Raw genomic sequence first — 26,845 nt, 5'->3', positions numbered from 1 at the left:
TCAGCGCGGCGCGGAACCCTTCGCTTCGGCCACCAGCCACTCGGCCACGTGCCGCACTTCCTCGCGCGGCTGCGGCTCGGCCTGGATCAGCCAGTAGGCATGGCCCGAGGGCTGGGCCGGCAGCGTGGCCTCCACGCGCACCAGCCGCCGGTCGTCGAGCAGCGGCTGGATCAGCTCGAGCCGCCCGAGCGCCACGCCCTGCCCCGCCATCGCGGCCTGGATCAGTTGGTCGTACTGGTTGAAGCGCAGCATGCCGCGCGGCTTCGCGTCGGCCCAGCCGGCCGCGGCCAGCCAGTCGCGCCACTGCAGCCAGGGCCGCTGCGCATCGTCGAACTCGAGCAGGTTCAGCACCGCGATCGACTCGGCCGAGGCCAGCGGCGGCAGCGCCAGCGAGGGATGCGCCACCGGCGCCACCGTTTCGCCGAACAGCCGCACCGCGCCCGCCGGCGCCAGCGCGGGCGTGGTGTAGCGGATCGCGAGGTCGATGCCCTCGTTGCGCAGGTCGGCCACGCGGTTGTTGGCCGACACCCGCACGTCCACGCCCGGATGGATGTCCTGCACCCGGCTGAGCCGCGGCAGCAGCCACAGCCCCGTGACGCCGATGCTCGCGCTCAGCGTCACCGGCCGCTGCGCGCCGGTGCGGCCGATCTCGCCCATCACCTCCTGCAGCTGCTGCACCACCGCATCGGCGCTGCGGAACAGCCGCTCGCCCTCGGGCGTGAACGAGATCGAGCGATGGCCGCGCACCAGCAGCTTCACGCCGAGCTGCGCCTCGAGCGCATGCACCTGCTTGCTGACCGCCGACTGCGTCACGCACAGGTCCTGCGCCGCCAGCGAGATGCTCATGCGCCGCCCCACCGCGACGAAGCCGCGCACGAGGTCGAGCGAGGACAGGCGGACGAGCGGGAGCGGCAAGCCCATGGCGGATGCGGCGGGATGGCGAGGGTGGAATGGGATTGGAGCACAGGCACCGCCGCGTGTCTTCGCGCGGAATGAGCCGGCCGGCTACCGCCCGGCCGCCGACACCCCGTCCGCCACCGCCTTCAACGACTGCGAGAACGCCCGCGCCGCCGGCGTGAGCGCCGCGGGATCGCGCATCAGCAGCGACACCCGCACCTGGGGCAGCCTGTCCGCGACCTGCAGCGCGACCAGCCCGCGCGCCGCCACGGCGTGCTTGAACAGCGAGGCCGCGGCCAGGGTCAGCGCGCCGGATTTCTTCACCAGCGTGATGCCGAGCTGCCACGAATGGCAGATCACGATGTCGCGCGGCGGCGGCAGGCCGGCCGCGGCGAAGTGGCGGCGCAGCAGCTCGACGCCGTACCAGGGCACCACCCACATGGCCTCGTGCAGCTTCGCCATCGAACGCACGCGCGCCAGCGGATGCTTCGCGCCGGCCACCACCGCGAGCGGGAACTCGAGCAGCGTCTCGCGATGCACGCCGTCGCCGGCATCGGGCTCGAGTTCGCCGAGGATCGCGAAGTCGAAATCGCCGCGGCTCCAGAGGCCCTTCACGTCGGCGCCGCTGAGCTCCTGCAGCTCGAGCGCGACGCCCGGCCACTTGCGGCGGAAGTCCTGCAGCGCGTCGGGCAGCAGCCGCTCGACCGCGAACGAGCTGAAGGCGACGCGCAGCAGGCCGCCGGCGCCGTCGCGCAGCTGCGCGATCTCGTCCTCGGCGCGGCGCACCTCGTTGGCCAGCAGCCGCGCGCGCTGGAGCAGGGCCTCGCCGATCACGGTGAGCGACACGCCCTGGGCGCTGCGCACCAGCAGCTGCGCGCCCACGCTCTGCTCGAGCTCGCGCATCGCATAGGTCATGGCAGGCTGCGTGAGGCCGGCCACGCGCGCCGCGGCGCGGATGCTGCCGGCCTCGGCGATCGCTTCGAAGATCTTCAGATGGCGCAGGTTCATGGGAGGACGAGGAAATGGGGTGATCAGGGATTTTGATCGCCCTGGAGTTTTTCGAGTCTTTTCCGATGCGCCGGCTTTCGCTAAGGTCGACCCGCCTCGACACCTCCCTTTCATCCCTCCTTTTTCAGCCACCCATGAAACTCCGCTCCCGCTTCGCCCTGCTGATGCTCTCCGGCAGCCTCTTCCACGTCGCGGCCTCGGCCCAGACCGCGCCGGCGCCCGATGCCGGCAATGCGCTGACGGCGCGCGCGCTGGCGCTCGCCGATGCTTCCGAGGCGCAGGTGATCGAATGGCGCCGCCATGTGCACCAGCATCCGGAGCTGTCGTACCAGGAGGTGCAGACGGCCGCCTATATCGCGGCGGCGCTCGCGAAGATGCCCGGCATCGAGGTCCAGACCGGCGTCGCCAAGACCGGCATCAAGGCGGTGCTGCGCGGCGGCAAGCCGGGTCCGGTGGTGGCGCTGCGCGCCGACATGGACGCGCTGCCGGTGGCCGAACGCAACGAGCTGCCGTTCCGCTCGACCGTGAAGGCGCCCTGGCTCAACAGCGACGTGCCGGTCTCGCACGCCTGCGGCCACGACACGCACGTGGCGATGCTGCTGGGCGCGGCGCAGGCGCTGTCGAAGGTGCGCGACGAGCTGCCGGGCACGGTGGTGTTCCTGTTCCAGCCCGCCGAGGAACAGGGCCCGGGCCCGGTGGCCAGCGGCGCGCCCGCGATGGTCAAGGCCGGCGTGCTCGACAACCCGAAGGTCGACGTGGTGATGGGCCAGCACATCAGTGCGCGCGCGCCCTCGGGCACCATCAGCTACCGGCGCGGCAGCCTGATGGCCAGCGGCGACGTGTTCAAGATCGCGCTCAAGGGCAAGGGCGGCCACGGCTCCTCGCCCTGGACCGCGAAGGACCCCACGCTGGCCGCGGCCGAGATCGCGCTGGCGCTGCAGAACATCGTGAGCCACCAGATCGATCCGCTCGACGGCCCGACCGTGGTGACCGTGGGCCTGCTGCAGAGCGGCAACCGCGTCAACATCCTGCCCGACACGGCCGAGATCGCCGGCACCGTGCGCTCGCTGTCGCAGAAGAACCAGAAGACCGCGCACGACGCCATCCGGCTCAAGGCGCAGAAGATCGCCGAGAGCCACGGCCTCACGGCCGAGGTCACGATCGACACGGGCTACGAGGTGCTGGTCAGCGATCCGGCCGCCACGCAGGCCGTGACGCAGGCGCTCGAGACCGCGGCCGGCCCCGGCAAGGCGCGCGAGTCGCAGCCGAGCATGGGCTCGGAGGACTTCGGCTCCTTCGGCAAGAACATCCCGATCGTGTTCTGGCACCTCAATGCCTCGCCCTTCGCCGACCGCAACGGCGCGCCCAACCACTCGTCCGAGTTCGTGATCGACGAATCGGCGCTGCGCGTGGGCGTGCGCGCGCTGGTGGGCAGCACGCTGGCGTACATGAACCGGCCGGCCGGCGGGGCCGCGGGGGTCAAGGTCTCGCAAGCGCAGTGAGGACTGCGCCGCGCTTCAGTTGTCCTTGACGATCTTCCAGCTCTTGCCCTCGTCCGCGGAACGCAGGATCAGGTTGTCGGGCAGGAAGGCGATCAGGGAGCCGTCGGAGCGGTCCACCATCATCTGGCGCACGGCCTGCGGCCCCGTGATGCTCGGCGAGCCGCCGGTGTGGGTCCAGCTCTTGCCGCCGTCGCGCGTGGTCATCAGCCCCATCGCTCCGGGCATCAGCCCCGGTGCGATCGGCGCCACCGCATAGGCCGTCTGGCGGTCCTTGAAGGCGATGGTCACGACGAAGCGGCTGGTGTTGAGATCGGTCCAGGTCTGCCCCCAGTCGGGCGACAGCATGGTGGACTTGGTGAAGATCGCCGTCTGCGACACCAGGGTGCCGTCGGGCAGCGCGTTCACGTCGAGGGTGGACTGGCCATTGCTCGAGCGCGTCAGCGTGCGGCCGTCGGTGGCGTGGAGGTCGCCGTTCGGCATCATCACGCCCACCCGGTCGGGCGTGCCGAAGGCCATGCTGCGCATCCACGGCATGTTGATCGAACGGCTGTCGGAGAACTCGCCGAGCTTGCGCCACCCGACGCCCGGATCGGCCGACGCGTAGACGCTCCAGAGGCTGTCGCTGCGCGAGACCACCACCAGGCTGCCGTCGCGCATCGGCTGCGCCACCTGGATCAGGCCGTCGTCGGGCGGCAGCAGGTCCTTCCAGGTATCGCCCTCGTCGGTCGACAGGCGCAGCAGGCCTTCCTCGCCGGCCACCAGCAGGCCGCCGCGGTACGGCCGCACCGACAGCACCTCGCGCCAGGTCTTCGCGTCGATCTCGCGCCAGCGGCTCTCGCCGCTCTTGCGCCACAGCACCTTGCCGAGCTTGGCGCCGGCCATGAACTCGCCGTCGGCGGTCTGTGCCAGGCCATGCCAGGCGGAAGCGAGCCGCTTGAGCTGCGGCGCCAGCGCGGCGCGGCGATGCAGGTCGGGCGTGAAGATGAAACCGTGCTGCGGACGATCGCGCGTCTGCGCCGCCAGCGCGGGATAGAGGGTCTCGAAGGTCTTCTGCAGTTCTTCCTCCGGCCGCACGTAGGCGACGACGAAGCGCGAGCCCCCGCGCGGCTGGATCAGCAAGGTGCCGAGCAGCGTGACCTCGTCGCGCACCACGTCGAAGCTGCCGAACTTCGCATCGATGGGGAAGGTGTAGCTCATGTTGCCCGAGCCGCCCGCCGCGTGCTTGATGATGTAGCGGCCCGGCGCGACCATGCCGCTGAAGACGGCCGTGGTGTAGGTGGAACGGCGCGTGCGCTGCAGCACCACCATGTCCTGGCCGGTCTGCTTCTCGCCGGGCCCGAGCACGCGCTGGAGATGCAGGGTCCACAGCGTTTCGGCCGGGTCGTTCTCACCGGGGCTGTTGGTGATCAGCTTCATCACCACGGCGCCTTCATGGCCCGTCAGGGTCTGCTCTGGCGCGATCGGCGGCGCGACGCAGGCGGCCAGCAGGGCCGCGGCCAGCAGCAGCGCGAACCCGCGCAGCAGGCGGACGATGGGTCGGGGAAACGGGGTCACGGTCGTGGCTCTCTTGTTGGAATGGTTTTGCGGGATGGCTCCGGCGGATCGCTCGACGGCCGGACGGCAGGCCCTCCGCCTGCGGACGCGCACGATACATTCGGGAACATCCGCGGGCAATCCACCGGACGAAGGTGTTGCATCGGCGCCAACCCGCGGCCCGCCCCCGCGAGCCGCTGCGCGATGAAGGGGCCGGTGCTATCGTCGATTCCACCCTTCCCATGAAGACCCCCGGCCCGACGCCCTCCTCCCGGCCCGCGCTTGCGGCGCCGATGCATCGCGCGCAGTTCCTGCGGCTCGCAGCGGCCCTGCCCGCGAGCGCCGCGCTGAGCGCGTTCGTGCAGCGGCCGGCCGGGTCCACGCCTGCGCCGACCATGAACACCCGCCCCATCCCCTCCACCCAGGAAGCGCTGCCCGTGATCGGCTGCGGCACCTGGATCGGTTTCGACCAGCGTCCCGGCAGCGAGGAATACCAGCGCCTCGCGGGCGTGCTCGAGGCGCTGTTCGCCGCGGGCGGCACGGTGATCGACAGCTCGCCGATGTACGGCCGCTCCGAGGAGAGCACCGGCGAGCTGCTGGCCGCCACGGCGGCGGCTCGCGGTACTCGGCGCCCCTTCCTCGCGACCAAGGTCTGGACCTCGGGCCGCGAGGCCGGCATCGCGCAGATGGAGCAGTCCTTCGCGCGGCTGCGCACCGAGCGCGTGGACCTGATGCAGATCCACAACCTGGTCGACTGGCGCACCCAGCTCGCGACCTTGCGCGAATGGAAGACGCAGGGCCGCGTGCGCTACCTGGGCATCACGCACTACACGGCCTCGGCCTACGACGAGGTCGAGGCGGTGCTGCGCGCGCAGCCGCTCGACTTCCTGCAGATCAACTACTCGCTCGATGCGCGCGCCGCGGGCGAACGGCTGCTGCCGCTGGCGGCCGAGCGCGGCGTGGCGATGATCGTCAACATGCCCTTCGGCGGCGGCGGCCTGCTGCGCCGGCTGCGCGAGCGCGCGCTGCCGGGCTGGGCCGCGGAGATCGGCTGCGCGAGCTGGGCCCAGGTGCTGCTGAAGTTCGTGCTGAGCCATCCGGCCGTGACCTGCACCATCCCCGGCACCAGCCGCGCGGCCCACATGGCCGAGAACGCCGCGGCCGGCGCGGGCCCGGTGCCCGACGCGGCGTTCTGGAAGCGGCACGCGGCCGAGGTGCTGAGCTGAATCCGCTCAGCGGTCGAGGAAGTCGGCCACGCGCCGATTGAATTCCTCGGCGCGCTCGTACTGCACCCAATGCCCCGCGCCATCGACCACGGCGCCTTCGCGCTGCGGTCCCTCGGCCACGAGCCGCGCCACCAGCGCGCGCGAATCGGCGGTCACGTCGAACTCGCCCCAGAGAAAGAGCTTGGGCCCGGGGATCTCGGCCAGCGCCGCCTGCAGGCCGCCGCGGCGCGACACCTCCTTGCTGCGAAAGCGCGTGCCGTGGCAGGCGATGTCGTGGATCTCGAAGGCCAGCGGATCGGCGCGCGACATGTCGTGCAGCATCAGCGCGCCGAGGTTGTGAAGCAGCGCGGCGCGCTCCGCCTCGCGGTCCTGCGCAAGGCGCCAGTTGATCATCTCGACCGCCATGCGCCGCATCGTGCCGTGGCCGCCGCTGCCCACCAGCAGCATGCGGCGCACCGCCCGCCGGTGCAGCGCGAACTGCGAGGCCACCACGCCGCCGAAGGAGAAGCCGCCGAGGTCGATCGGCGTGCCGGCGCCGATCAGCGCATCGAGCGAGCCGGCCAGTGCCGCGAGCGAGGGCGTGAGCGGATGCTCGTCGGGCGCCGGCGGGGGCGGCGTGCCCGAATCGTTGAAGCCCGGCATGTCGGGCAGCCACAGCGCGCGCTCGGCCGACAGGGCCTCGGCATTGCGCAGCCAGTGCATCCAGCTGCCGTGGCCGCCATGCAGCAGCACCAGCGGCGGATGGGCGCCGCCGTCGGCGGGACCGAAGCGGCGCCAGCGGACGCGCACGCCGGCCTGCTCGATGTCGTGATGGGTGGACAGCGCATCGACGCGCGCGATGACGGCGCGGGCTTCGTCCTCGGTCGCGGCCGAGAGTCCAGACAGGCCCGCGCTCATGGCAGCATCCTCTGCAACTCGGCCTCGCCATCGAGGAACTGGTGCTTGAGCGCACCGATCAGGTGCAGCGCGAACAGCACGTAGAGCACGTAGCCGGCCCAGGTGTGCACGCCGCCCAGCACGGTGTGGAGGTTCTCCTTGGCGGCGGCCTCGATGTCCATGATCCAGCCGATGCGCGGCCATTCGAACAGACCGAACAGCTGCATCGGGTGCGTGGCCGCGTCCTTCCAGGCCGAGTCGTGCATCCAGCCCGAGAGCGGCAGCGCGATCATCACGAGGTACAGCGCGCCGTGGGCCGCATGCGCGCCGATGCGTTCGAGCCGGCCGTAGCTGCCGGGCATGGCCGGCGGCCGGTGGGTGGCGCGCCACAGGATGCGCAGGATCACCAGCCCCAGCACGGTGATGCCGATCGACTTGTGGGTGTCGATGGCCGGGCGCACCCAGTCGTCGGGAAAGCGGTCGATCGAGAGGATCAGCGCGATGTTGACGATCATCAGCAGTGCGATGATCCAGTGCAGCGCGATGGCGGTGCGTGTGTAGCGATGGTGAGGGGGCATGCGGGAATTTTCGGCGGGAGTCCGACTCAGCCTGTCAGGCGCGCGATTGTCCGGTCTTCGGCCTCGGACATTCGAAACCGCCGGCCCGTTCCGTGCGTACACCTTCCCATCGCCCTGGCGCCCCTGTCTTGAACGACCTGCTCCGCTCCGCCTTCGTCGCCGCGTCACCGCGACTCTCGCCCCCCGCCACGCCGCTGCGAAGCTGGCTCATCCATGGCGGCGTGCTGCTGCTGTGGGGGCTGCTGTTCGCCATGGCCTTCCGCCTGGGCAACGTGCAGGCCTGGTCGGTGGGCGTGGTCTACGTGCTCTACGACACGGTGCTGCTGCTGTTCGTCGGCTGGCAGACGCTCGCGATCCTGCGCCCGCGCGGCATCGCGCTGTCCTCGGCGCCGCTGCCGCATCCCGCCGTGGCACCGCACCGCGCCACGCTGGGCGTGATCGTCGCCGCGCACGACGAGGCCGCGGTGCTGCCCGTGACGCTGGCCGCGCTGCTGGGCCAGACCGATGCGCCCGACCGCATCGTGATCGCCGACGACGGCTCGACCGACGGCACGGCCGAACTGCTGACCACGCGCTACGGGCTCGAGGCGCCCGAGCCGGGGCAGCTCAGCGCCGCGAGCACCCTGCATCCCAACCTGCACTGGCTGCGGCTGCCGCACGGCGGCAAGGCGGTGGCGCTGAACGTCGCGGTGCTGTGCATAGACACCGAAACCGTGCTCACCGTCGACGGCGACACCCTGCTCGACGCACACGCCATCGCCGCGGTACGCCGCGCCTTCTCGGACGAACCCGCGCTGGTGGCGGCCACCGGCGTCATCACGCCGGTGTGCAGCCGCACGCTGGGCGGTCGCCTGCTGCAGTGGTTCCAGACCTACGAGTACATCCGCAACTTCCTCTCGCGCTATGCCTGGATGCGGGTCGACGGCCTGCTGCTGATCTCGGGCGCCTTCGCGGGCTTCCGGCGCGACGCGGTGCGCGCGGTGGGCGGCTTCGACACCGACTGCCTGGTCGAGGACTACGAGCTCATCCACCGGCTGCACCGCCATGCCCAGGCGCACGGCCTCGACTGGCGCGTGCGCGTGCTCGGCGACGCGCACGCGCGCACCGATGCGCCCAGCAGCGTGGGCGCCTTCCTGCGCCAGCGCCGGCGCTGGTTCGGCGGCTTCCTGCAGACCCAGTACTGGTACCGCGCGATGGTGGGCGATCGCCGCTACGGCTGGCTCGGCATCGCGATGCTGCCGGTCAAGGCCATCGACACCCTGCAGCCGCTGTACGGCCTCGCGGCCTTCGGCCTGCTCGTGATGTACCTGGTGCGCGGCGACTTCGGCGTGCTGCTGCCCGCGGCCGGCGTGATCGCCGCCAAGATCGTGCTCGACCTCGTCTTCCACCTGTGGTCGGTGCACCTGTACCGGCGCTGGGTCGGCCACGGCGGCGAGGCCGGCATGCTGCAGGCCTTCGCGGCGGCGCTGATCGAGCCCTTCACCTTCCAGCTGCTGCGCCACACGGGCGCGGCCTGGGGTTGGTGGACCTTCCTGACCGGGCGCGGCACCTGGGGCCGGCAGCAGCGCGTCGGGCTGGTCGATTCAGACGGCACCGAGCGCCGGGTCGATCAGAAGTAGCCGGCGCCGCCGAAACGGTAGCTCGACACCACGAGGCCGCCCATGAAGGCCTCCTCGTGATAAACGCGCTCGCCCGCCTCCTGCTCGGCCGCGCCCACCGCCACCATCAGCGGAATCAGGTGCTCCTCGCGCGGATGCGCCATGCGCGCCGAGGGCGCGGCGGCCCAGTCCCGCAGGCGCTGCACGCGTTCCGCCGGCGCGGCCTCGACCGAGGTGGCGTCGAGCCAGTCGCCGAAGGCCTTCGACACGCCATGCGCCTGCGGCCCGAAGTTGCGCAGGTTGTGATAGCTCAGGCCGCTGCCGACGATCAGCACGTCCTCGTCGCGCAGCGGCGCGAGCGCGCGGCCCAGCGCGATGTGCTCGGCCGGATCGAGGCCGCGGCGCAGCGACAGCTGCACCACCGGCACCTCGGCCTGCGGATAGATCGCGGCCATCGGCGAGAACATGCCGTGGTCGTAGCCGCGCTCGGGATCGACGGCCGCCGGCAGGCCGGCCGCGGCGATCAGCGCCTGCACGCGCTGCGCGAGCTCGGGCGAGCCGGGCGCGTCGTAGTGCACCTCGTAGGTGTGGGCCGGGAAGCCGCCGTAGTCGTAGATCATCGGCGGACGCGGATTGCCCTGCACCGTGAACACCGGTGCCTCCCAGTGGGCCGACACCATGAGGATGGCCTTGGGCGTGCGGCCGAGCTGGCGCGGCATGTCGGCCAGCGCGGCGGCGAGCCGGTCGTAGGTGGCGCCCATCTCGCGCTTCATCCAGGGCCAGGGGCCGCCGCCGTGCGAGATGAAGTAGGTGGGCAGGCGATTCGGGTTGTCGTGGGTCATGTCGTTGCTTCCTTGAAGGCGTTGCGTCGACTGTAGATATTTCCTGCGAGGAAATCGACAGGCTACGATTCATCGAATCGTTTCTCCAGAGGAAATCATCGATGGACCGCATGACCAGCCTGCGCGTGTTCCGCGAGGTCGTCGAATCGGGCAGCTTCGTGGCCGCCGCCGAGCGGCTCGGGCTGTCGGCGCCGATGGCCAGCAAGCACGTGGCGCAGCTCGAGAAGTCGCTGGGCGCGCGCCTCTTGCACCGCTCGAGCCGCCACCTGAGCCTGACCGAGGCCGGCACCGCCTGGTACGAGCAGAGCCGGCGCGCGCTCGACCTGCTCGACGCCGCCGAGGCCGCGATCGGCCAGACCCGCGAGGCGCCGCGCGGCCAGCTCAAGCTCAGCGCGCCCGTGTGGTGCGCCACCGCGCGCTTCGCGCAGGTGCTGGCCGACTACCGCGCGCGCTATCCCGAGGTGCTGCTCGACATCCACCTCGAAAACCGCAAGGTCGACCTCGCGGCCGATGGCTACGACCTCGCGCTGCGCGCCACGCAGGAGCCCTCGCCCGCGCTGATCGCGCGGCCGCTGTGCCGCGTGCCCTTCTTCCTCGCGGGCACGCCCGAGTACCTCGCGCGCATGGGCGGCAGCCCCGCGGTGCCGGCCGAGGTGGCGCGGCTCGGCGCGATCGTGCCGAGCTACGTGGCGCTCGACCACCTGGCGCTCACCGGGCCGGGCGGGCGCCTGTTCCCGCTGCGGCTCACGCCGGTCATGCGCTCGGACGACACCACGCTCACGCTGCATGCGGTGCGCGCGGGCATGGGCGTGGCGTTCATGCCGGGCTGGCTGCTCGAGGACGATCTCGCGCAGGGCCGGCTGGTGCGCCTGTTGCCCGACCACGAACCGCACCCGGTGACGCTGTTCGCGGTCTACACCAGCCGCCAGTACATGGCGCCCAAGCTGCGTACTTTCATCGACTTCCTCGGCGAGCGGCTCGCGGCGCTCGAACCAAAGACCGCGCCCGTTCCCGCCAGTTCGTCGCGCAAACCACGCAGAAGCTGAAGAAACGCACCTTTTCAGGGCAAGGTCATGCGCTCGCGGCTACAGTCTTCGGCTCTTCGGGAGAGTCAGTCCTTGTTCCGTTTCTTCGAAAAACTTCTACACCCCTACCCCGCCGCCGAACCTCCGCTTCCGCCGCAAGGCTTCTTCGCCTTCCTCTGGGCCTGCACGCAGGGCGTGCGCGGCAAGATCCTCGCGATGGCGGTGCTCACCGCCGTGATGTCGACCTTCGAGGCGCTGCTGTTCGCGCTGCTCGGACGCGTGGTCGACTGGCTCGGCGGCCAGGCGCCCTCGCGCCTGTGGGAAGACCGCGGCACCACGCTCGCGTGGATGGCCGGACTGCTGGTCGCCAGCATCGCGGTGGTCGCGCTGCAGACCATCGTCAAGCACCAGACGCTCGCGATCAACCTGCCGATGCGGCTGCGCTGGAACTTCCACCGCCTGATGCTGGGCCAGAGCATGGCCTTCTACCAGGACGAGTTCGCGGGCCGCATCACGGCCAAGGTGATGCAGACCGCGCTCGCGGTGCGCGAGACCGTGTTCGTGCTGGCCGACGTGCTGGTGGCGATGGGCGTGTATGTCGCCACCATGATCGTGCTGGTGGGCGTGCTCGACGCGCAGCTGATCTGGCCGTTCGTGATCTGGCTGGCCTTCTACATCGGCGCGCTGATCTACTTCGTGCCGCGCCTGGGCGCGGTCGGCAAGGCCCAGGCCGATGCGCGCGCGCTGATGACCGGCCGCGTGACCGATGCCTACACCAACATCGCGACGGTGAAGCTGTTCTCGCACACGCAGCGCGAGGCCGGTTTCGCGCGCGACGCGATGCGCGAGTTCATGCACACGGGCTACGGCCAGATGCGGCTGGTGAGCGCCTTCGAGATCGTCAACCACACGCTGAGCATGGGCCTGACCGCCGGCATGGCGGGCACGGCGCTGTGGCTGTGGTCCACCGGCGCGGTCGGCGTGGGCGCGGTGGCCGCGGCCACCGCCATGGCGCTGCGGCTGCAGGGCATGTCGCACTGGATCATGTGGGAGATGACCAGCCTGTTCGAGAACATCGGCACGGTGCAGGACGGCATGAAGACGCTGTCGCGCCCGCGCGCCGTGCTCGATGCGCCGGGCGCCAAGCCGCTCGAGGTGCCGCGCGGCGAGGTGCGCTTCGAACATGCGAGCTTCCGCTACGGCGCGGCCGGCGGCCGGCGCGTGATCGAGGACCTCACGCTGACGGTGGCGCCCGGCGAGAAGATCGGCCTGGTGGGCCGCTCGGGCGCCGGCAAGTCGACGCTGGTGAACCTGCTGCTGCGCTTCCACGACCTGGAGAGCGGCCGCATCCTGATCGACGGCCAGGACATCGCGCTGGCCACGCAGGATTCGCTGCGCAGCCACATCGGCATGGTGACGCAGGACACCTCGCTGATGCACCGCTCGGTGGCCGACAACATCGCCTACGGCCGTCCCGACGCGACGCCGGCGCAGATCGAGGCGGCCGCGCGCCGCGCCGAGGCGCACGACTTCATCGGCACGCTGGGCGACGCCAGCGGGCGCCACGGCTACGAGGCCCACGTGGGCGAGCGCGGCGTGAAGCTCTCGGGCGGCCAGCGCCAGCGCATCGCGATCGCGCGCGTGATGCTCAAGGACGCGCCGATCCTGCTGCTCGACGAGGCCACCAGCGCGCTCGACTCCGAGGTCGAGGCCGCGATCCAGCAGAGCCTCTACACGCTGATGGAAGGCAAGACCGTGATCGCGATCGCGCACCGGCTGTCGACCATCGCGGCGATGGACCGGCTGATCGTGCTCGACGAGGGCCGCGTGGTGGAGGAAGGCGACCACCGCACGCTGATGGCCAAGGGCGGGCTCTATGCGCGGCTGTGGGCGCACCAGAGTGGCGGCTTCCTGGGCGACGCGCTCGACGAGGAAGAGGCGGCGCTGGCCTGAGCCTCGCAACCGCCCGGCCTGACCGATCAGGTCGGCAGCGCGCCCGCCTCGTACTGCGCCACGAACTCCCCGCTCGGCGGGATCGGCTTGATGATGTCGATCAGCACCCCATTCGGGTCGCTGGTGATGAAGTGGCGCTGGCCGAAGGCCTCGTCGCGCAGCGGCAGCAGCACCGGCAGGCCGGCCGCGGCCAGGCGGTCGTGCACCGCGTCGGGATCGTCCACCTCGAAGTTCAACAGCAGCCCGCCCGCCACCTTGCCGCGGCCCGCGGCGGGAATGGTCTCGTGCCGGCCGTCGAGCACCGCGAGGTTGACCGAGGGCTCGCCTTCCAGTTGCAGGTGCACGTACCAGTCGCTCGTGAACAGCGGCGCAAAGCCGAAGTGGCGCTGGTAGAAGTCCGCCGTGCCGGCGACGTCGTTGGTCATGATGACCGGGTAGTAGCTCGTGACTTTCATGAGGGCTCCTTGGGATGGCTGAAACTGACATACAGTCTGTATGTTTGATTGAATATACATACATACAGTCTGCATGTAAATGACCTCCAAGATCATCCGGACCAACAAGGAGCGCACCGAGACCACGCGGCAGGCGCTGACCGAGGCGGCGCGCGCCCTCTTCGTCGACCAGGGCTATGGCCAGACCTCCACGCCCGACATCGTGGCCGCGGCCGGCATCACGCGCGGTGCGCTCTATCACCACTACGCCGACAAGCGCGACCTGTTCCGCCATGTGCTCGAGCAGGAGTCGCGCGCGGTGGCCGCCGAGATCGCGGCCGCCACGCCCGAGGCGCTGGCGCCGCGCGAGGCGCTGCTGATCGGCAGCGATGCCTACCTGCGCGCGATGACGGTGCCGGGCCGCACCCGGCTGCTGCTGATCGACGGGCCGGCCGTGCTCGGCATGGCGGAGATCATGGCGATGGACGATGCGAACGCCGCCCGTTCGCTGCGCCAGGGACTGGCCGAGGCCGGCATGGGCCGCGGCGAGGTCTCGCTCGATGCGCTCTCGCAGCTGCTGTCGGCCGCCTTCGACCGCGCCGCGCTCGAGATCGAGGCGGGCGCCGATGCCGCCGAGGTGCGTGCCGCGATGCGCTGGCTGCTGCAGCAGGCGCTCGGGCCCGAGGCGCCCTCGAAGCCGGCGCGCAAGACGAAGTCTTAGGCCGACCCGGGCAGCGGAAGGTATGTCACGACCGGCCCTGCAAGTCCTACAGAACCCGCCGCCCCCCGCCGACACCCTGGGTACCCCCTGCGCCGTGATGCTGGGACCATCGTCAACAACGTGGAGTGCTCGCGGTGAATTCCATCATTTACATCGTCGGTCTGGTCGTCGTGGTCGTGGCCGTGCTTTCGTTCTTCGGCCTGCGCTGAAAGACGTCAGTCCCCCTCGAACCATCCACACGCCAGAGAGGAACGGGGCCGCGCTGCGGCCCCGTTTTGCTTTGGGGGCGCCGGGCATAATCCGCGCGCTGAGCCGCCCTCGGCCGAGGGCTCATCGTCGGCTTTCCGCCGGCCCTGCCTCTGTTCGCGAAGGGACGCTGTTGACCACCACCGCACTGCGCGAGAACCCCGACTTTTCCGATGCGGTGATCACCGAGGCGATCCGATGGGCCGAGCAGAACGGTCCGCTCGACGACGCGCAGGCCATGCGCATCGCCGCGCAGGCGCCGCACACGCCGGCACGCATCGCCGAACGCGCGCGCCAGCTCGGCGAACGACTCGGATTGCAGGCCGAACTGCGGCGCGCGCGCCAATGGTCGCCCTGGGTGCTGCTCGGGCTCGTGGCCCTCATCGTCATGGCCGGCCTCGGGCTCGCGGGCAACGTGGTGGGCGGCGGCGAGCGTCACATCAACGTGATCGTCGCGCTCGTGAGCCTGCTCGGCGTGCACCTGCTGACGCTGCTGCTGTGGCTGCTCGGGCTGTGGCTGCCGCTGGCGTCGTTCAGCGCGGCCTCGCTGGGCTGGATCTGGCTCTCGCTGACCGCGCGCGTGGCCGGCGGCCGGCATGGCCAGGCGCCGCTGCTCGTGCGCGCCACCACCGGCCTGCTGGGCCGCGCGAAGCTGCTGCCCTGGGCCTTCGGCATCGTGAGCCACGGCATCTGGTCGCTGTCCTTCGCGGTGGTGCTCGCGGCGATGCTGTTCGCGCTGGCCTTTCGCAGCTACACGCTGAGCTGGGAAACCACCATCCTCGATCCCGCCTTCTTCGTGCGCGCGGTCGATGCGCTGGGCTGGGCGCCGTCGCGTCTGGGCTTCCCGGTGCCCGACGCCGCCACCGTGCTGGCCGCCACGCCACCGGCCTCGGGCCAGCGCACCTGGGCGCTGTGGCTCACGGGCTGCATCCTCACCTACGGGCTGCTGCCGCGCCTCGTGCTGCTGCTCTGGAGCACCGCCGTGTGGCGCCATCGGCGCCAGGCGCTGCAGCCCGCGCTCGACGCGCCCTACTACCGCCAGCTCGCGGCCCGCTTCGCGGCGCTCGCACCCAGCGCCATCGTCGATGCCGATCCGGGCCGCCGCGCGCGCGAGGCGCCCGTGGGCCTCGCGCCCGCGGACCTGCGCGACCTGCGCGTGCTGGTCGGCTTCGAACTGCCGCCCGACATCGGCTGGCCGCCCGAGGGCCTGCCCGCGGACCTGCAGCTCGAGCGCATCGACGGCAGCGCGCCCGAGCGCCGCGCGCTGCTCGACCGGCTCGCGCTCGCGCGGCCGTGCAGCGTGGTGCTGGCCTGCCGCGCGGCCGCCAGCCCCGACCGCGGCACCGAGCGCTTCGTGCGCGACCTGCTCGCGCACAGTGGCGAATGCCGCCTGTGGCTGATCGCCGAGGGCGGCAACGAGGGCCCGGCGATCGCGCGCTGGTTCGCATGGCTGCGCGACGCCGGCCTCGAACGCGTGGCCGCGAGCACCGTGCTCGCCGAGCTGCTGGGCTCCACCGACACCGTTGCGCCATGAGCGAACCGATCCGCATCGCCGTCGTCGGCCACACCAATGCCGGCAAGACCTCGCTGCTGCGCACGCTCACGCGGCGCATCGATTTCGGCGCGGTGTCCGACCGCCCCGGCACCACGCGCCATGTCGAGTCGGTCGACCTCGAGAGCGACGGCCGCCCCGCCGTGCGCTTCTACGACACGCCGGGCCTCGAGGATGCGGTGGCCTTGCGCGAGCACCTCGCGCGCGTCGATCCCGCGGGCCAGGCCACGCCGCCCGAGCGCATCCGCCGCTTCCTGCAGGGCCCCGAGGCGCACGGCGCCTTCGAGCAGGAGGCCAAGGTATTGCGCGCCATGCTCGACATCGATGCCGCCTTCCTCGTGATCGACGTGCGCGAACCGGTGCTGCCCAAGTTCCGCGACGAGATCGAGCTGCTCAATGCCTGCGCGCGGCCGGTGCTGCCGGTGCTCAACTTCGTGCGCGACGCGGCCAGCCGCGAAGCCGCGTGGAAGGAACTGCTCTCGGCCTACGGCCTGCACGTGCAGGTGCGCTTCGACGCGGCTGCGCCCTTCGTGGGCGCCGAGCGCGATCTCTACGGCGACCTCGCGACGCTGCTGCGCGACCGGCGCGAGCTGCTGCGCGGCGTGGCCGATGCGCTCGAGGCCGAGGCCGCGGCGCGCCGCCGCGCGGCCGCCACGCGCGTGGCCGAGTTGCTGGTCGACGCCACCGCGCTGCGGCGCAGCGTGCCGGCCACCGAGTTCGCCGATCCCGCGCGCCGCGATGCGCTGGTCGCCGCGCTGCGCAAGACCGTGTTCGACAAGGCGCAGCGCTGCGCCGACGACCTGCTCGCGCTCTACGGCTTCCGCCAGGGCGATGCGGCCGAGGCGCCGCTGCCGATGATCGAGGGCCGCTGGGCGCTCGACTTCTTCAATCCCGAGGCGATGAAGGACGCCGGCCTGCGCCTGGGCAAGGGCGCGGCCATCGGCGCCGCGGTCGGCGCGGTGGCCGATCTCGCGGTGGCCGGCCTCTCGCTCGGCGCCGGCGTGGCGCTGGGCGGCGCGATCGGCAGCGCGGTCTCGCAGGGCTGGGGTCCGCTGGGCCGCAAGCTCGCGAACAAGCTGCGCGACGTGCACGAGCTCACGGTGGAGGACGGCGTGCTGTTCACGCTCGCGGCCTGGCAGCTGCAGCTCGCGCGCGCGCTCGAGCGCCGCGGCCATGCGGCCACGCAGCGCATCGAGGCGGTGGACGGTGGCGTCGAGGCGGCCGGCGAGGCCATCGCCGCCGCGCTGCGAGCCGCGCAGCCGGCGCGCAGCCATCCCGAATGGGAGAGCGGCCAGGGCGCGGCCGGCGCGCTGCAGGCGGTGCGCGCGCTATGGCGGCCCGCGCCGCAGCGCGAGGCGCTGGTGGCCACGCTCGCCGGGCTGCTGCAGGCCGGCTTCGACGTCTGAGCCTCGCCCGGCACGCGCCGTCGCCTCCTTCCTACGCGGGGCGCCGCGCGGCCGGTCCAGGGTTTCCGATCGATGACACGAAAGGAGAACCCATGACCGTCGAATGCAAGCTGCTCGAAACCCCGCTGATCGGGCGCATCTGGGAAGGCCGCACGCCGATCGCGCGGGCCGACGACTACCTGCACTACAGCATGGAGCACGGCATCCGCGAGATCGCGCGCAAGCCCGACTGCCTCGGCGTGCAGTACTTCCGGCGCCTGCGCGGCAACGTGGCGGAGTTCCGCACCGTGTCGTTCTGGCGCTCGGTCGAGGACATGCACACCATGCACGACAAGCGCGGCGATCCGCTGCGTGTGGCACCGCTGGCGCGCGACCCCGAGTTCCTGCTCGAGCTGCCGGAGTTCGTGGACCTGGTCGAGGTCCACGTCAACAGCTTCGACCGACGCTAATCGAGCAGGTCCTCCAGCCGCAGCGGCAACCGCCGCAGCCGCTTGCCCGTGGCATGGAACACCGCGTTCACGATCGCGGGTGCCACGCCCACCATCGCGACCTCGCCGAGCCCCTTCACGCCGAGCGCGTTGAAGCGCGTGTCGGGCTTGCCGACGAAGCCGACCTCGATGCGGCCGATGTCGGCCGCCACCGGCAGCAGGTACTCGGCCAGGTCGGCGTTGAGGAAGCCGCCATGGCGCGGATCGACCTCGCTGGCCTCGCGCAGCGCGGCGCCGATGCCCCAGACCACGCCGCCCTCGACCTGGCTGCGCGCGGTGCGCGGACTCGCGACCGCGCCGCAGTCGGCCACGCTCACCACGCGCGGCACGCGGATTCGGCGCGTGGTCGGCTCGATGCGCACCTCCACGAAGTGCGCGATGAAGCTGAAGCCCACGTAGTCGGGATAGACCGGCCCGGCCGCGGCCGGCAGCCCGCCCGTGAGCCGGCCGTAGACCTGCTCGGGCTGGCCGGGCGCGCGACGCCGGCTCTCGGCCTCGGCCTGCGCGCGGCCCGAGGCGCGCAGCAGCTCGAGCGCGGTGGCGTTCGCACCCGCGCCGGGGGCGTGGATGCGCAGGTCTTCCATCAGCCGCTGCGCCGCCTCCTGCACCGGCGGCAGCGCGGTCGCGGTGCCCCAGGAGCCGGCGGTCAGGTGCTGCGGCGCGGCGCCGGTGTCGCCGAGCGCGATCTCCACCGCGGCCACCGGCGCGCCGAGCACGCGCGACACGGTGAGCGCGATCGCGGTGCGCATGCCCTGCCCCATCTCGTGCCCGCCCACGGCCACGCGCACGCGGCCGTCGCCGGCCAGACGCACGGTGGCGAAGGCCGGCGCCATCGCGGCCTTGTAGGCGCCCACGGCCACGCCCCAGCCGATGCGGCTGCCGTCGCTCACGCGCATCGAGCCCGGCGCCATGTCGCGCCGCGCCCAGCCGAAGGCCTCGCTGCCCTGCACCAGGCACTCGGCCAGGTGGCGCGAGGAGAAGGGCTTGCCGCTCAGCGGATCGACCGCGGTGTCGTTGGCGAGCCGGAAGGCCACCGGGTCGCGGCCCAGCAGGTAGGCCATCTCGTCGACCGCGCTCTCGAAGGCGAAGGCCGCCGGATGCTCGAAGGGCGCGCGCATGTAGCCCGGCGTCTGCACGTCGGTGCGCACCAGCCGGTCGCGGCCGAGGAAGTGCCTGACGCCGTACAGCCGCGAGGTGATCTCGCTGCCGCTCGAGGGAAAGAGGTCGTGGCGCGAGGTCTGCTGGTCGATGTCGTGCACCGCCGCGACCAGCCGGCCCTCGCGGTCCGCGCCCAGGCGCACGTGGTGCCGGCTCGCGGGCCGGAAGCTAGCGTTGTGGAACAGCTGCGCGCGCGTCAGCACCAGCTTGACCGGCCGGCCGAGCTCGCGCGCGGCGATCGCCACCGCCGCGGTGTGCGACTGCAGCGAGTTCTTCTGGCCGAAGCCGCCGCCCAGCGTGGGCGAGAGCACGCGCACGCGCGCCGGCTCGATGCCGAGCTGCTTCGCGAGGCCGTGGCGCACGCCCTCGGCGTTCTGCGTCGGCTCGCGCACGGTCAGCACGCCCTCGTTCCATTCGGCCACGGTCGCGATCATCTCCATCGGGTTCTGGTGCTGGATCGGCAGCTCGTAGCGCGCCTCCACGGTGAAGGCCGCCTCGGCCAGCGCGGCCTCGGCATCGCCCACGCGGCGGTCGGCGAACATCGGCTGCGGCAGCAGCGCGGACTGGGCCTGCGGCTGCGCGTCGGGCGCGTCGATGCCCGCGACGAAGGGCTGGGCCTCGTAGCGCACCTCCACCAGCGCCGCCGCCTCGCGCGCGGCCTCGAGCGTGTCGGCGACCACCATCGCGACGGTCTGGCCGCGGTAGGCGATCTGCGCCGAGCGCAGCGGATAGAAGCTCTGGAAGCCGAAGCCGCCACCCATCAGGAAGCCGCCCGATTCGAAGGCGCCGATGTTCTGGTGCGTGTAGACCTTGCGCACGCCGCGCACGCGCTCGGCGGCGCCGGTGTCGATGCGCGCCACGCTGCCGCGCGCGATGCGCGACGGCACCAGCGCGGCATGCAGCAGGCCGGCGCGCGCATCGTCGGCCGCATAGCGGGTGACGCCGCGCACCTTGTCGTGCGCATCGACGCGCTCGGCGCCGGGCCGCGCGCCGCGTTGGGGGTTCTGGATCGTGGTTGCCATCGTTCAGCTCCTGTCCCGGGCCAGCATCAGCGCGTCGGTCACCGTCTCGATGCCGAGCGCCACCTTGAAGCCGTTGTGTTCGAGCGGCCTGGCCTGCGCGAACGCGATCTCGGCCGCGCGCCGCGCCGCGGCCTGCGTGAAAGGCCGCCCGATCAGGCTGCGCTCGGCCTCGAGCGCGCGCCACGGGTGCGTGGCCACGCCGCCGAGCGCGATGCGCGCATCGACCACGCGGTTGGCACGCAGGTGCAGGCCCACGGCCGCCGAGGCCAGCGCGAAGGCATAGGACTCGCGGTCGCGGATCTTGTGGTACGTGGAGGCCCTGCCCGCCGGCGTGCGCGGCACGCGGATGCGCACGATCAGCTCGTCGGCCGCGAGCACGGTCTCGAGGTGCGGCGTGGCACCGGGCGCGCGGTGCAGCTCGCGCACGGCCACCGTGCGTTCGCCGCGCGGGCTCAGCGTGTCGACCTGCGCATCGAAGGCCGCGAGCGCCACCGCCCAGTCGCCCGGATAGACTGCCACGCAGGCCTCGCTGCCGCCGAGCACCGCATGGCCGCGGTTCACGCCCGCCAGCGCCGCGCAGCCGCTGCCGGGCACGCGCTTGTTGCAGGCGAACTCGGGGCCGCCGCGGAAATAGGCGCAGCGCGTGCGCTGCAGCAGGTTGCCGCCCACGCTCGCCATGTTGCGCAGCTGCTGCGAGGCGGCCTTCCACAGCGACTCCGACAGCGCGGTGAACTCGCGCTGCACCACGGGATGCTCGGCCACGTCGCTCATCGCGGCGAGCGCGCCGATGCGCAGCTCGGCCCGGTCGCTGGCGTCGATCTCGCGCAGGCCCTCGATGCGGCCGATGTCGATGACGGTGGCCGGCGCTTCCACGCCGAGCTTCATCAGGTCGAACAGGGTGGTGCCGCCCGCGAAGTAGCGCGCGCCGGGCTGGCTGCGTGCCAGCAGTTGCACGGCCTCGGCGCTGCTGCGCGGCCGGTGGTAGGCGAAGTCATGCATGGCGGCGGCCCTCCATGCCTTCGGTCTCGGCGCGCATGCGCGGAGCGGCATCGCGGATCGCCTCGAGGATGCCGGCGTAGGCACCGCAGCGACAGAGGTTGCCGCTCATGTACTCGCGGATCTGCGCCTCGCTGGTGGCATGGCCCTCGCGCACGCAGGCGATGGCGGCCATCACCTGGCCCGGCGTGCAGTAGCCGCACTGCAGCGCGTCGTGGTCGACGAAGGCCTGCTGCATCGGATGCAGCGTGCCGTCGGGCGCGGCGATGCCCTCGATGGTGGTGACGGCGCAGCCGTCGGTCTTCACGCCCAGCGTGAGGCAGGAGGCGACGCGCCGGCCGTCGAGGTGCACGGTGCAGGCGCCGCACTGGCCGTGGTCGCAGCCCTTCTTGGCGCCCGTGAGGCCGAGCTGCTCGCGCAGCACGTCGAGCAGCGAGGCGCGCGGCTCGAGCTGCAGCGCATGCGGCTGGCCGTTGATGACGACGCGGGTGTCGATGCGCGGCGGCGCGGGCGCGGGTTCCTGCGCGTTCGCGAGGCCAGTGCTCGCGGCACCAGCGGCGCCGGCCGCGGTGCTCATCATGAAGGTGCGGCGGCTCAGCGCGGGCGCGCCGATGCCGGGGGATGGGGTGGGGTTCATCGTGGCGTCCTTTCTTTCTTGTTCTTCTGTTCAGACCTCGCGCCCGATGCGCGCATCGAGCGACAGCCGGCCACCGCCGCGCGCCAGCAGGCACAGCGCGATGAAGAACAGCATCAGCGGGTATTCGAAGCCGCGGTCGATCCACGGGAAGGTCGGGCCCATCACGTAGCAGATGACGAGCATCTGCACCGCGACCATCGCGGCGACCACGCGCGTGAACAGGCCGGCCGCGAGCATCAGCCCGCCCACGCCCTCGAGGATGGCGACGAACCAGCCGAGCAGCTCGGCGCCCGGCAGGTGCAGCACGTTGGCGATCAGGTTGACCGAGCCCTTCATCGAGTCGGCCATGCTGCCGTGGCTGCGGCCCAGCAGCTTGGGCAGGCCGTGGGTCACGAGCATCAGGCCGAAAGCCAGGCGCAGCAGCGCGTAGCTCAGCGGCTCGAAGCGGTCATAGGTGCCGCGCAGGCGCGGAAAGATCAACTGCATGGGGGTCGCTCCTCGGGGGGAAAAGGTGACGAGGCGCGGCGGGATGGCCGCGCGCTAGCAGTCTCTCTGTTCTGCATTGGCGAATAAATATGCGAATTTCGTCAATACAATTCAACACAGGCCAACAATTCGCCGAGCTCATTCCATGGACCGCTTCGATGCCATGCGCCTGTTCACCCGCATCGTGGAGCTCGGCAGCTTCACGCAGGCCGCGGCCGCGCTCGAGCTGCCGCGCGCCACGGCCACCCATGCGATCAAGGAACTCGAGGCCCGGCTGCAGGTGCGCCTGCTCGAGCGCACCACGCGCCAGGTGCGCACCACGGTCGATGGCCAGGCCTACTACGAGCGCTGCCGCCACCTGCTGCTCGAACTCGAGGACGCCGAGTCCTCGCTCGCGCAGCTCGCGGTCAATCCGCGCGGGCGGCTGCGCATCGACATCCATGGCGCGGCCGCCAACGACATCGTGCTGCCGCGCATCGGCGACTTCCATGCGCGCTATCCGAACATCGTGCTCGCCGTGGGCAGCGGCGACCGGCTCGTGGAGCTGGTGCGCGAAGGCGTGGATTGCGTGGTGCGCGCGGGCGAGCCCAAGGACTCCTCGCTGGTCACGCGCCGGCTCGCGCTGCTGCCGCAAGTGACCTGCGCGAGCCCAGCCTACCTGGCCGAACGCGGCACGCCGCTGACACCGGCCGACCTGCTGAGCCAGCAGCACCTGGCGGTGAACTTCTTCTCGTCCTCGCGGCCCGACCACTTCCCCTATCTGTTCGAGGTCAACGGGCGCGTCGAGCAGGTCGTGCTGCCCGACTGGATCAGCGTGAACAACGCCGACAGCTACAAGACCTGCGCCGAGCAGGGCTGCGGGATCATCCAGGTGCCGCGCTATCACATCGAGCGCCAGCTGCGCGCCGGCACGCTGGTCGAGATCCTCGCCGGCACGCCCTGCCCGCCGATGGTCTATTCGGTGCTCTACCCGCAGCACCGGCTGCTGTCGCCGCGGGTGCGCGTGTTCGTGGACTGGGTGACGGCGCTCTATGCCGAGCGCTTCGGCGCGCTCAGGTAGCGGCGCCCTCGCGCGCCTACACGACCGGCACCGTGCCGCCGTCGATCACGTACTCGCTGCCATGGATCGAGGCCGCGCGCCGCGACACCAGGAAGGCCACGAGCTCGGCCACCTCCTCGGGCAGGCCGGGCCGGCCGATCGGGATGCCGCCGAGCGCATCCATCACGCCCTGGCGCGCGCTCGTGTAGTCGCTGCCCGCGCCCGCCGCGAGCCGCTCGACGAAGGCGCGCGCGGCACCGGTCTCGATGTAGCCCGGTGCCACCGTGTTCACGCGCACGCCGCGCGGGCCGAACTCCTTCGACAGGCCCTTGCTGTAGGTGGTGAGCGCCGCCTTGGCCGCGGCATAGGCGAGCGTGGATTCGTACAGCGGCAGCCGGCGCTGGATCGAGGAGATGTGCACGATGCTGCCCTCGCCCTGCGCGAGCATCGAAGGCAGGAAGGCGCGGTCGAGCCGCACGGCCGCGAGCAGGTTGGTGTCGAGCGCCGCCTGCCATTGCGCATCGTCGAGCGCGAGCGCGCCGCCGGGCGAGGCGCCCGAGCCGCCGACGTTGTTGACGAGGATGTCGAGCCCGCCGAAGGCCGCGAGCGTGCGCTCGGCGACCCGCGCCACGCCCGCGGGCGTGGCGATGTCGGCCGCGACGAAGAGCTCGGCGCCGTCGCTGTCGGCCGCATCGGGGGCGCTGCGCGCGGTGGCGGCGACGCGCGCGCCGCTCGCGGCGAGACGGCGCACGATGGCCTGGCCCATGCCCTTGGTGCCGCCCGTGACGAGCACGCGGCGGCCCGCGAACTCCGCGGGGTCGAACGAGAAAGGCAGGGAGGAAGGCTGATGCATGTCGGTCATGGGAAAGGTCCTTGTTGGCGATGCATCGAGGCTAGGGATACCCTCGGGCCATGACAAGAACGCACGAAGAAGTAAGGCCCGTACTCGCAGGTAACCCCGTCGCCTACACGCCGGCCAGCGCGGCCGCGCAGGTCGAGCGCACCTTGGGCTGGATCGAGGGCCGCTGGAAGCTGGTGATCCTGTTCCAGCTCTTCGGCGGCAAGGTGCTGCGCTTCTCCGAACTCGAGCAGGCGATACCGGCCGTGTCGCAGAAGATGCTGACGCAGCAGCTGCGCCAGCTCGAGGCCGACGGCCTGGTGCTGCGCACCGTGCATTCGCAGGTGCCGCCGAAGGTCGAATACCGCCTGAGCGACTGGGGCCAGTCGCTGTGCCCGGTGCTCGACGGGCTGCTCCAGTGGTCCGAGGCGCGACCGCGCTTCGACTAGGACACAAAGTCTTCGATGACGCCGCGGTGACGCTCGATGTCACCGCGCTTCGGGCGCATGGACGCCCGTGTTGCTTGCGCGCCCACGGTCACCGTACCGTCATCCGCCAAACCTAGCATCCGCCGGCCTTCGGCACCCCTCAACGCAACGCAACGCGAAACTCCAACATGAAGAAAACAGCCGTTCCTGCACCCGCACCCCGTCCCCTGCGTGCCGCCTTCGTCGCGCTCGGCGGCAGCCTCGTCATCGCCGCCTGCGGCGGTGGTGGTGGCGGCAGCGCCTTCGTTCCCGTCATTCCGCCCGCTCCGGCGCCGGCACCCGCCCCGGCACCGACCCCGCTGGGCACGCTCGACGGCTCGGTGCCCCTGGTGATCGGCCACCGCGGCCTGCCCGGCCTGTTCCCGGAGGAAACCCAGAAGGCCTACGAAGCGGCCGCCGATGCCGGCGCCGATTCGCTCGAGACCGACCTGCACCTGACCAAGGACTGCGTGCTGGTCGCGCGCCACAACCCCTGGCTCAGCGACAACACCGACATCACCGAGGTCGCCAAGACCAACGCCACCGTGGCCGCGCGCAAGCGCACCGTGCCCGGCGTGCGTGTCGACGTGACCTACCCGGCGATTCCCGCCAACGGCCCGGCGAAGTACCTGAGCGACCTGACCGATCCCAAGGATCCGAAGTCGGTGCTCAAGTCGCTGGTCGTCGACGGCGAGGACCACACCGGCGACTGGTCGATCACCGACTTCACGCTGGCCGAGCTCAAGCAGTGGATCCATGGCACCACCTTCGACGCGAAGGACGAGCGCCCGACCGATCTCAACGGCAAGCTGCCGATCCTGAGCTTCCAGGAAGTGATCGACATCATGCGCGCCAAGGCCAAGGCCACCGGCCGCACGATCACCGTGTATCCGGAAACCAAGAACCCGATCTGGAACAACGCCCAGGCGATCGCCAACGGCTGCGGCCCGGCCGGCAGCCACCCGCTCGAAGACGCGCTGCTCAAGGCGATGAACGCCAACGACCTGAACCGCAAGGACGCACCGATCTTCGTGCAGAGCTTCGACCCGGTGAGCCTGAAGTACCTGCGCTCGGCCGGCCTGAAGGCGCGCGCGGTGCAGCTGGTCGACGGCAACGACATCGACTTCAAGACCGGCGAGATGATCTACGTCACCACCGACGACTACACCTTCGTCGACGGCCGTCCCTACAGCTGGACCCTCGCGGGCGACCCGCGCTGGTTCGGCGCGATGCTCACCCCGGCCGGCCTGGCCGAGGTCAAGACCTATGCCGACGGCATCGGCCCGTGGAAGCCGCAGGTGATGGCGCACACGATCGTTCCGTTCAAGACGCCCAACAAGGGCATGGTCGAAGCCAACACGATCAAGCCCACCAGCCTGATCGCCGACGCCCACAAGGCCGGCCTGTTCGTTCACAGCTACACATTCCGCAACGAGTCGCGCTACCTGGCCGCCGTCTACAAGGGCGACCCGAAGGCCGAGTACCTCGCGTACTTCCGCGCCGGCATCGACGGCGTGTTCTCGGACTTCGCGAACACGGCCTTCGCCGCGCGCCAGGACTACCTGAAGGAAACCGGCCGCTGAGCCGGCACGCGGCAGACTGACCGAAGCAGGCAGGCGGCACACCATGTACCCGGGCGAACGACTCAACGGGTACAGCCACCTGCTCGGCCTGCTGCTCGCCTTGCCGGCGGCCGTGCTGCTGCTGGCCAAGACCCTGCCCACGGGCGACCCGGCGAAGATCGCCGGCTCGCTCGTGTTCTCGCTTTCGGCGGTCGCGCTCTACGCGGCCTCCACCCTGTTCCACAGCACGCGCGGCCGGCTCAAACGTCTGTGGGAATGCGCCGACCACTGCGCGATCTACCTGCTGATCGCCGGCACCTACACCCCGTTCGCGCTGGTGATGCTCGAAGGCGCCTGGGCCTGGGTGCCGCTGCTGGCGATGTGGGGCGCGGCCGCGGTCGGCATCCGGCGCGAGCTGATGGCCGCGCGCGGCGCGCCCGTGAAGCCCTCGCTGCCGCTGTACATCGGCATGGGCTGGCTCGCGATCGCCGCGGCCGTGCCGCTGGCGATGCAGCTCGAGGGCGGCGGCCTCGCATGGCTCTTGATCGGCGCCGTGCTCTACACCGCGGGCACGGTCTTCTACCGCAACCGCCGCGGCTTCCGGCATGCGCATGCGGTGTGGCACCTGTTCGTGCTCGCGGGCACGGTGAGCCATTACGTGGCGGTGGGCTGGTTCGTGCTGTAGCGCGGTCGCGAGGCGCGCGCGGCTTCGTCAATGACCGCGGCGGTCATCGCGCCGCGCGAGCTCGCGGCGA

General features: G+C 71.6%; 25 protein-coding genes. 13 read left to right on the top strand and 12 right to left on the bottom strand.

Annotation, left to right across the window (positions count from 1 at the left end; translation table 11 throughout):
* Positions 1-915 (bottom strand): LysR substrate-binding domain-containing protein, encoded by a 915-nt coding sequence (locus tag AC07PU_RS11595; RefSeq protein WP_495318284.1) that lies wholly within the window; start codon positions 913-915, stop codon positions 1-3.
* A gap of 90 nt (positions 916-1,005) precedes the next feature.
* On the bottom strand, positions 1,006-1,905 hold the full coding sequence (locus AC07PU_RS11590) for a LysR family transcriptional regulator (RefSeq protein ID WP_296782006.1): 900 nt from the start codon (positions 1,903-1,905) through the stop codon (positions 1,006-1,008).
* A 134-nt stretch (positions 1,906-2,039) separates the two neighbouring features.
* Here AC07PU_RS11590 and AC07PU_RS11585 point away from each other — a divergent pair, with 134 nt between their 5' ends.
* The gene (locus AC07PU_RS11585) at positions 2,040-3,407 is read left to right on the top strand and encodes a M20 metallopeptidase family protein (protein WP_398493761.1); all 1,368 of its coding nucleotides are present in this window, start codon (positions 2,040-2,042) and stop codon (positions 3,405-3,407) included.
* A gap of 15 nt (positions 3,408-3,422) precedes the next feature.
* Here the strand turns inward: AC07PU_RS11585 and AC07PU_RS11580 are convergent, their stop codons facing one another.
* Positions 3,423-4,961 (bottom strand): WD40/YVTN/BNR-like repeat-containing protein, encoded by a 1,539-nt coding sequence (locus AC07PU_RS11580; RefSeq protein ID WP_495317596.1) that lies wholly within the window; start codon positions 4,959-4,961, stop codon positions 3,423-3,425.
* A gap of 272 nt (positions 4,962-5,233) precedes the next feature.
* Here AC07PU_RS11580 and AC07PU_RS11575 point away from each other — a divergent pair, with 272 nt between their 5' ends.
* Entirely contained in the window at positions 5,234-6,166 is a 933-nt protein-coding gene (locus tag AC07PU_RS11575; protein ID WP_495318282.1) for an aldo/keto reductase, read from the top strand.
* Positions 6,167-6,172: 6 nt separating this feature from the next.
* Here AC07PU_RS11575 and AC07PU_RS11570 read toward each other — a convergent pair whose 3' ends face one another.
* Positions 6,173-7,063 carry an alpha/beta fold hydrolase gene (locus AC07PU_RS11570; RefSeq protein WP_495317594.1) on the bottom strand — a complete coding sequence of 297 codons (891 nt, stop codon included), beginning with the start codon at positions 7,061-7,063 and terminating at the stop codon, positions 6,173-6,175.
* On the bottom strand, positions 7,060-7,620 hold the full coding sequence (locus AC07PU_RS11565) for a cytochrome b (protein WP_495317592.1): 561 nt from the start codon (positions 7,618-7,620) through the stop codon (positions 7,060-7,062). Before AC07PU_RS11565 ends, AC07PU_RS11570 begins: the two co-directional genes overlap by 4 nt.
* A 128-nt stretch (positions 7,621-7,748) precedes the next feature.
* Between AC07PU_RS11565 and AC07PU_RS11560 the strand changes: the two genes are divergently transcribed.
* A complete protein-coding gene (locus AC07PU_RS11560; RefSeq protein WP_495317590.1) occupies positions 7,749-9,239 on the top strand; it encodes a glycosyltransferase family 2 protein in 1,491 nt (496 codons plus the stop codon).
* Here AC07PU_RS11560 and AC07PU_RS11555 read toward each other — a convergent pair.
* Entirely contained in the window at positions 9,230-10,060 is an 831-nt protein-coding gene (locus AC07PU_RS11555) for a DODA-type extradiol aromatic ring-opening family dioxygenase (RefSeq protein WP_495317588.1), read from the bottom strand. The two genes, AC07PU_RS11560 and AC07PU_RS11555, sit on opposite strands and share 10 nt — an antisense overlap.
* A 101-nt stretch (positions 10,061-10,161) precedes the next feature.
* Between AC07PU_RS11555 and AC07PU_RS11550 the strand changes: the two genes are divergently transcribed.
* Positions 10,162-11,106 (top strand): LysR family transcriptional regulator, encoded by a 945-nt coding sequence (locus AC07PU_RS11550; RefSeq protein WP_495317586.1) that lies wholly within the window; start codon positions 10,162-10,164, stop codon positions 11,104-11,106.
* A 72-nt stretch (positions 11,107-11,178) separates the two neighbouring features.
* Positions 11,179-13,038: an ABC transporter ATP-binding protein gene (locus AC07PU_RS11545; RefSeq protein WP_093344647.1), complete on the top strand. Its 1,860-nt coding sequence runs from the start codon at positions 11,179-11,181 to the stop codon at positions 13,036-13,038.
* Positions 13,039-13,064: 26 nt separating this feature from the next.
* Here AC07PU_RS11545 and AC07PU_RS11540 read toward each other — a convergent pair whose 3' ends face one another.
* Positions 13,065-13,493: a VOC family protein gene (locus tag AC07PU_RS11540; RefSeq protein ID WP_296798507.1), complete on the bottom strand. Its 429-nt coding sequence runs from the start codon at positions 13,491-13,493 to the stop codon at positions 13,065-13,067.
* A 79-nt stretch (positions 13,494-13,572) separates the two neighbouring features.
* Here AC07PU_RS11540 and AC07PU_RS11535 point away from each other — a divergent pair, with 79 nt between their 5' ends.
* From AC07PU_RS11535 to AC07PU_RS11520, 4 genes are all read left to right on the top strand, one after another.
* Positions 13,573-14,193, top strand: a complete 621-nt coding sequence (locus AC07PU_RS11535; protein ID WP_431509309.1) for a TetR/AcrR family transcriptional regulator — start codon at positions 13,573-13,575, stop codon at positions 14,191-14,193.
* A gap of 379 nt (positions 14,194-14,572) precedes the next feature.
* Complete coding sequence (locus AC07PU_RS11530) at positions 14,573-15,973, top strand: DUF2868 domain-containing protein (RefSeq protein ID WP_495317583.1); 1,401 nt, start codon at positions 14,573-14,575, stop codon at positions 15,971-15,973.
* Positions 15,970-17,397, top strand: coding sequence for a GTPase/DUF3482 domain-containing protein (locus tag AC07PU_RS11525; protein WP_495317581.1), 1,428 nt, complete (start codon positions 15,970-15,972; stop codon positions 17,395-17,397). Before AC07PU_RS11530 ends, AC07PU_RS11525 begins: the two co-directional genes overlap by 4 nt.
* 92 nt (positions 17,398-17,489) lie before the next feature.
* Positions 17,490-17,846, top strand: coding sequence for a hypothetical protein (locus AC07PU_RS11520; RefSeq protein WP_495317579.1), 357 nt, complete (start codon positions 17,490-17,492; stop codon positions 17,844-17,846).
* On the opposite strand, the gene AC07PU_RS11515 is transcribed toward AC07PU_RS11520, so the two are convergent.
* From AC07PU_RS11515 to AC07PU_RS11500, 4 genes are read right to left on the bottom strand one after another with little or no spacing between them, the layout of a single operon-like run.
* Positions 17,843-20,065 (bottom strand): xanthine dehydrogenase family protein molybdopterin-binding subunit, encoded by a 2,223-nt coding sequence (locus AC07PU_RS11515; RefSeq protein WP_495317577.1) that lies wholly within the window; start codon positions 20,063-20,065, stop codon positions 17,843-17,845. The genes AC07PU_RS11520 and AC07PU_RS11515 overlap by 4 nt on opposite strands.
* A 3-nt stretch (positions 20,066-20,068) precedes the next feature.
* Entirely contained in the window at positions 20,069-21,064 is a 996-nt protein-coding gene (locus tag AC07PU_RS11510; protein WP_495317575.1) for an FAD binding domain-containing protein, read from the bottom strand.
* Complete coding sequence (locus tag AC07PU_RS11505) at positions 21,057-21,698, bottom strand: (2Fe-2S)-binding protein (RefSeq protein ID WP_495317573.1); 642 nt, start codon at positions 21,696-21,698, stop codon at positions 21,057-21,059. The genes AC07PU_RS11510 and AC07PU_RS11505 overlap by 8 nt, the downstream gene beginning before the upstream one ends.
* A gap of 30 nt (positions 21,699-21,728) precedes the next feature.
* Positions 21,729-22,184 (bottom strand): DoxX family protein, encoded by a 456-nt coding sequence (locus tag AC07PU_RS11500; RefSeq protein WP_495317571.1) that lies wholly within the window; start codon positions 22,182-22,184, stop codon positions 21,729-21,731.
* A gap of 145 nt (positions 22,185-22,329) precedes the next feature.
* Between AC07PU_RS11500 and AC07PU_RS11495 the strand changes: the two genes are divergently transcribed.
* The gene (locus AC07PU_RS11495) at positions 22,330-23,244 is read left to right on the top strand and encodes a LysR family transcriptional regulator (RefSeq protein WP_296798490.1); all 915 of its coding nucleotides are present in this window, start codon (positions 22,330-22,332) and stop codon (positions 23,242-23,244) included.
* A gap of 16 nt (positions 23,245-23,260) precedes the next feature.
* Here the strand turns inward: AC07PU_RS11495 and AC07PU_RS11490 are convergent, their stop codons facing one another.
* Entirely contained in the window at positions 23,261-24,085 is an 825-nt protein-coding gene (locus tag AC07PU_RS11490; protein WP_495317569.1) for an SDR family oxidoreductase, read from the bottom strand.
* Between the two features lie 50 nt (positions 24,086-24,135).
* Here AC07PU_RS11490 and AC07PU_RS11485 point away from each other — a divergent pair, with 50 nt between their 5' ends.
* The 3 genes from AC07PU_RS11485 to trhA all read left to right on the top strand — a co-directional run bounded on the left by AC07PU_RS11485 (position 24,136) and on the right by trhA (position 26,775).
* Positions 24,136-24,510 carry a winged helix-turn-helix transcriptional regulator gene (locus AC07PU_RS11485; protein WP_093344671.1) on the top strand — a complete coding sequence of 125 codons (375 nt, stop codon included), beginning with the start codon at positions 24,136-24,138 and terminating at the stop codon, positions 24,508-24,510.
* A gap of 167 nt (positions 24,511-24,677) precedes the next feature.
* Positions 24,678-26,111: a glycerophosphodiester phosphodiesterase family protein gene (locus tag AC07PU_RS11480; RefSeq protein ID WP_495317566.1), complete on the top strand. Its 1,434-nt coding sequence runs from the start codon at positions 24,678-24,680 to the stop codon at positions 26,109-26,111.
* A gap of 43 nt (positions 26,112-26,154) precedes the next feature.
* Positions 26,155-26,775 (top strand): PAQR family membrane homeostasis protein TrhA, encoded by a 621-nt coding sequence (gene trhA / locus AC07PU_RS11475; RefSeq protein WP_208510737.1) that lies wholly within the window; start codon positions 26,155-26,157, stop codon positions 26,773-26,775.
* The last annotated feature ends 70 nt before the right edge of the window (positions 26,776-26,845 follow it).

This window comes from Variovorax sp. GW821-FHT10D07 (assembly GCF_059415325.1).
Note: the sequence above shows the minus strand (reverse complement) of the source record. Positions and strands in the feature narration are given on the sequence as shown.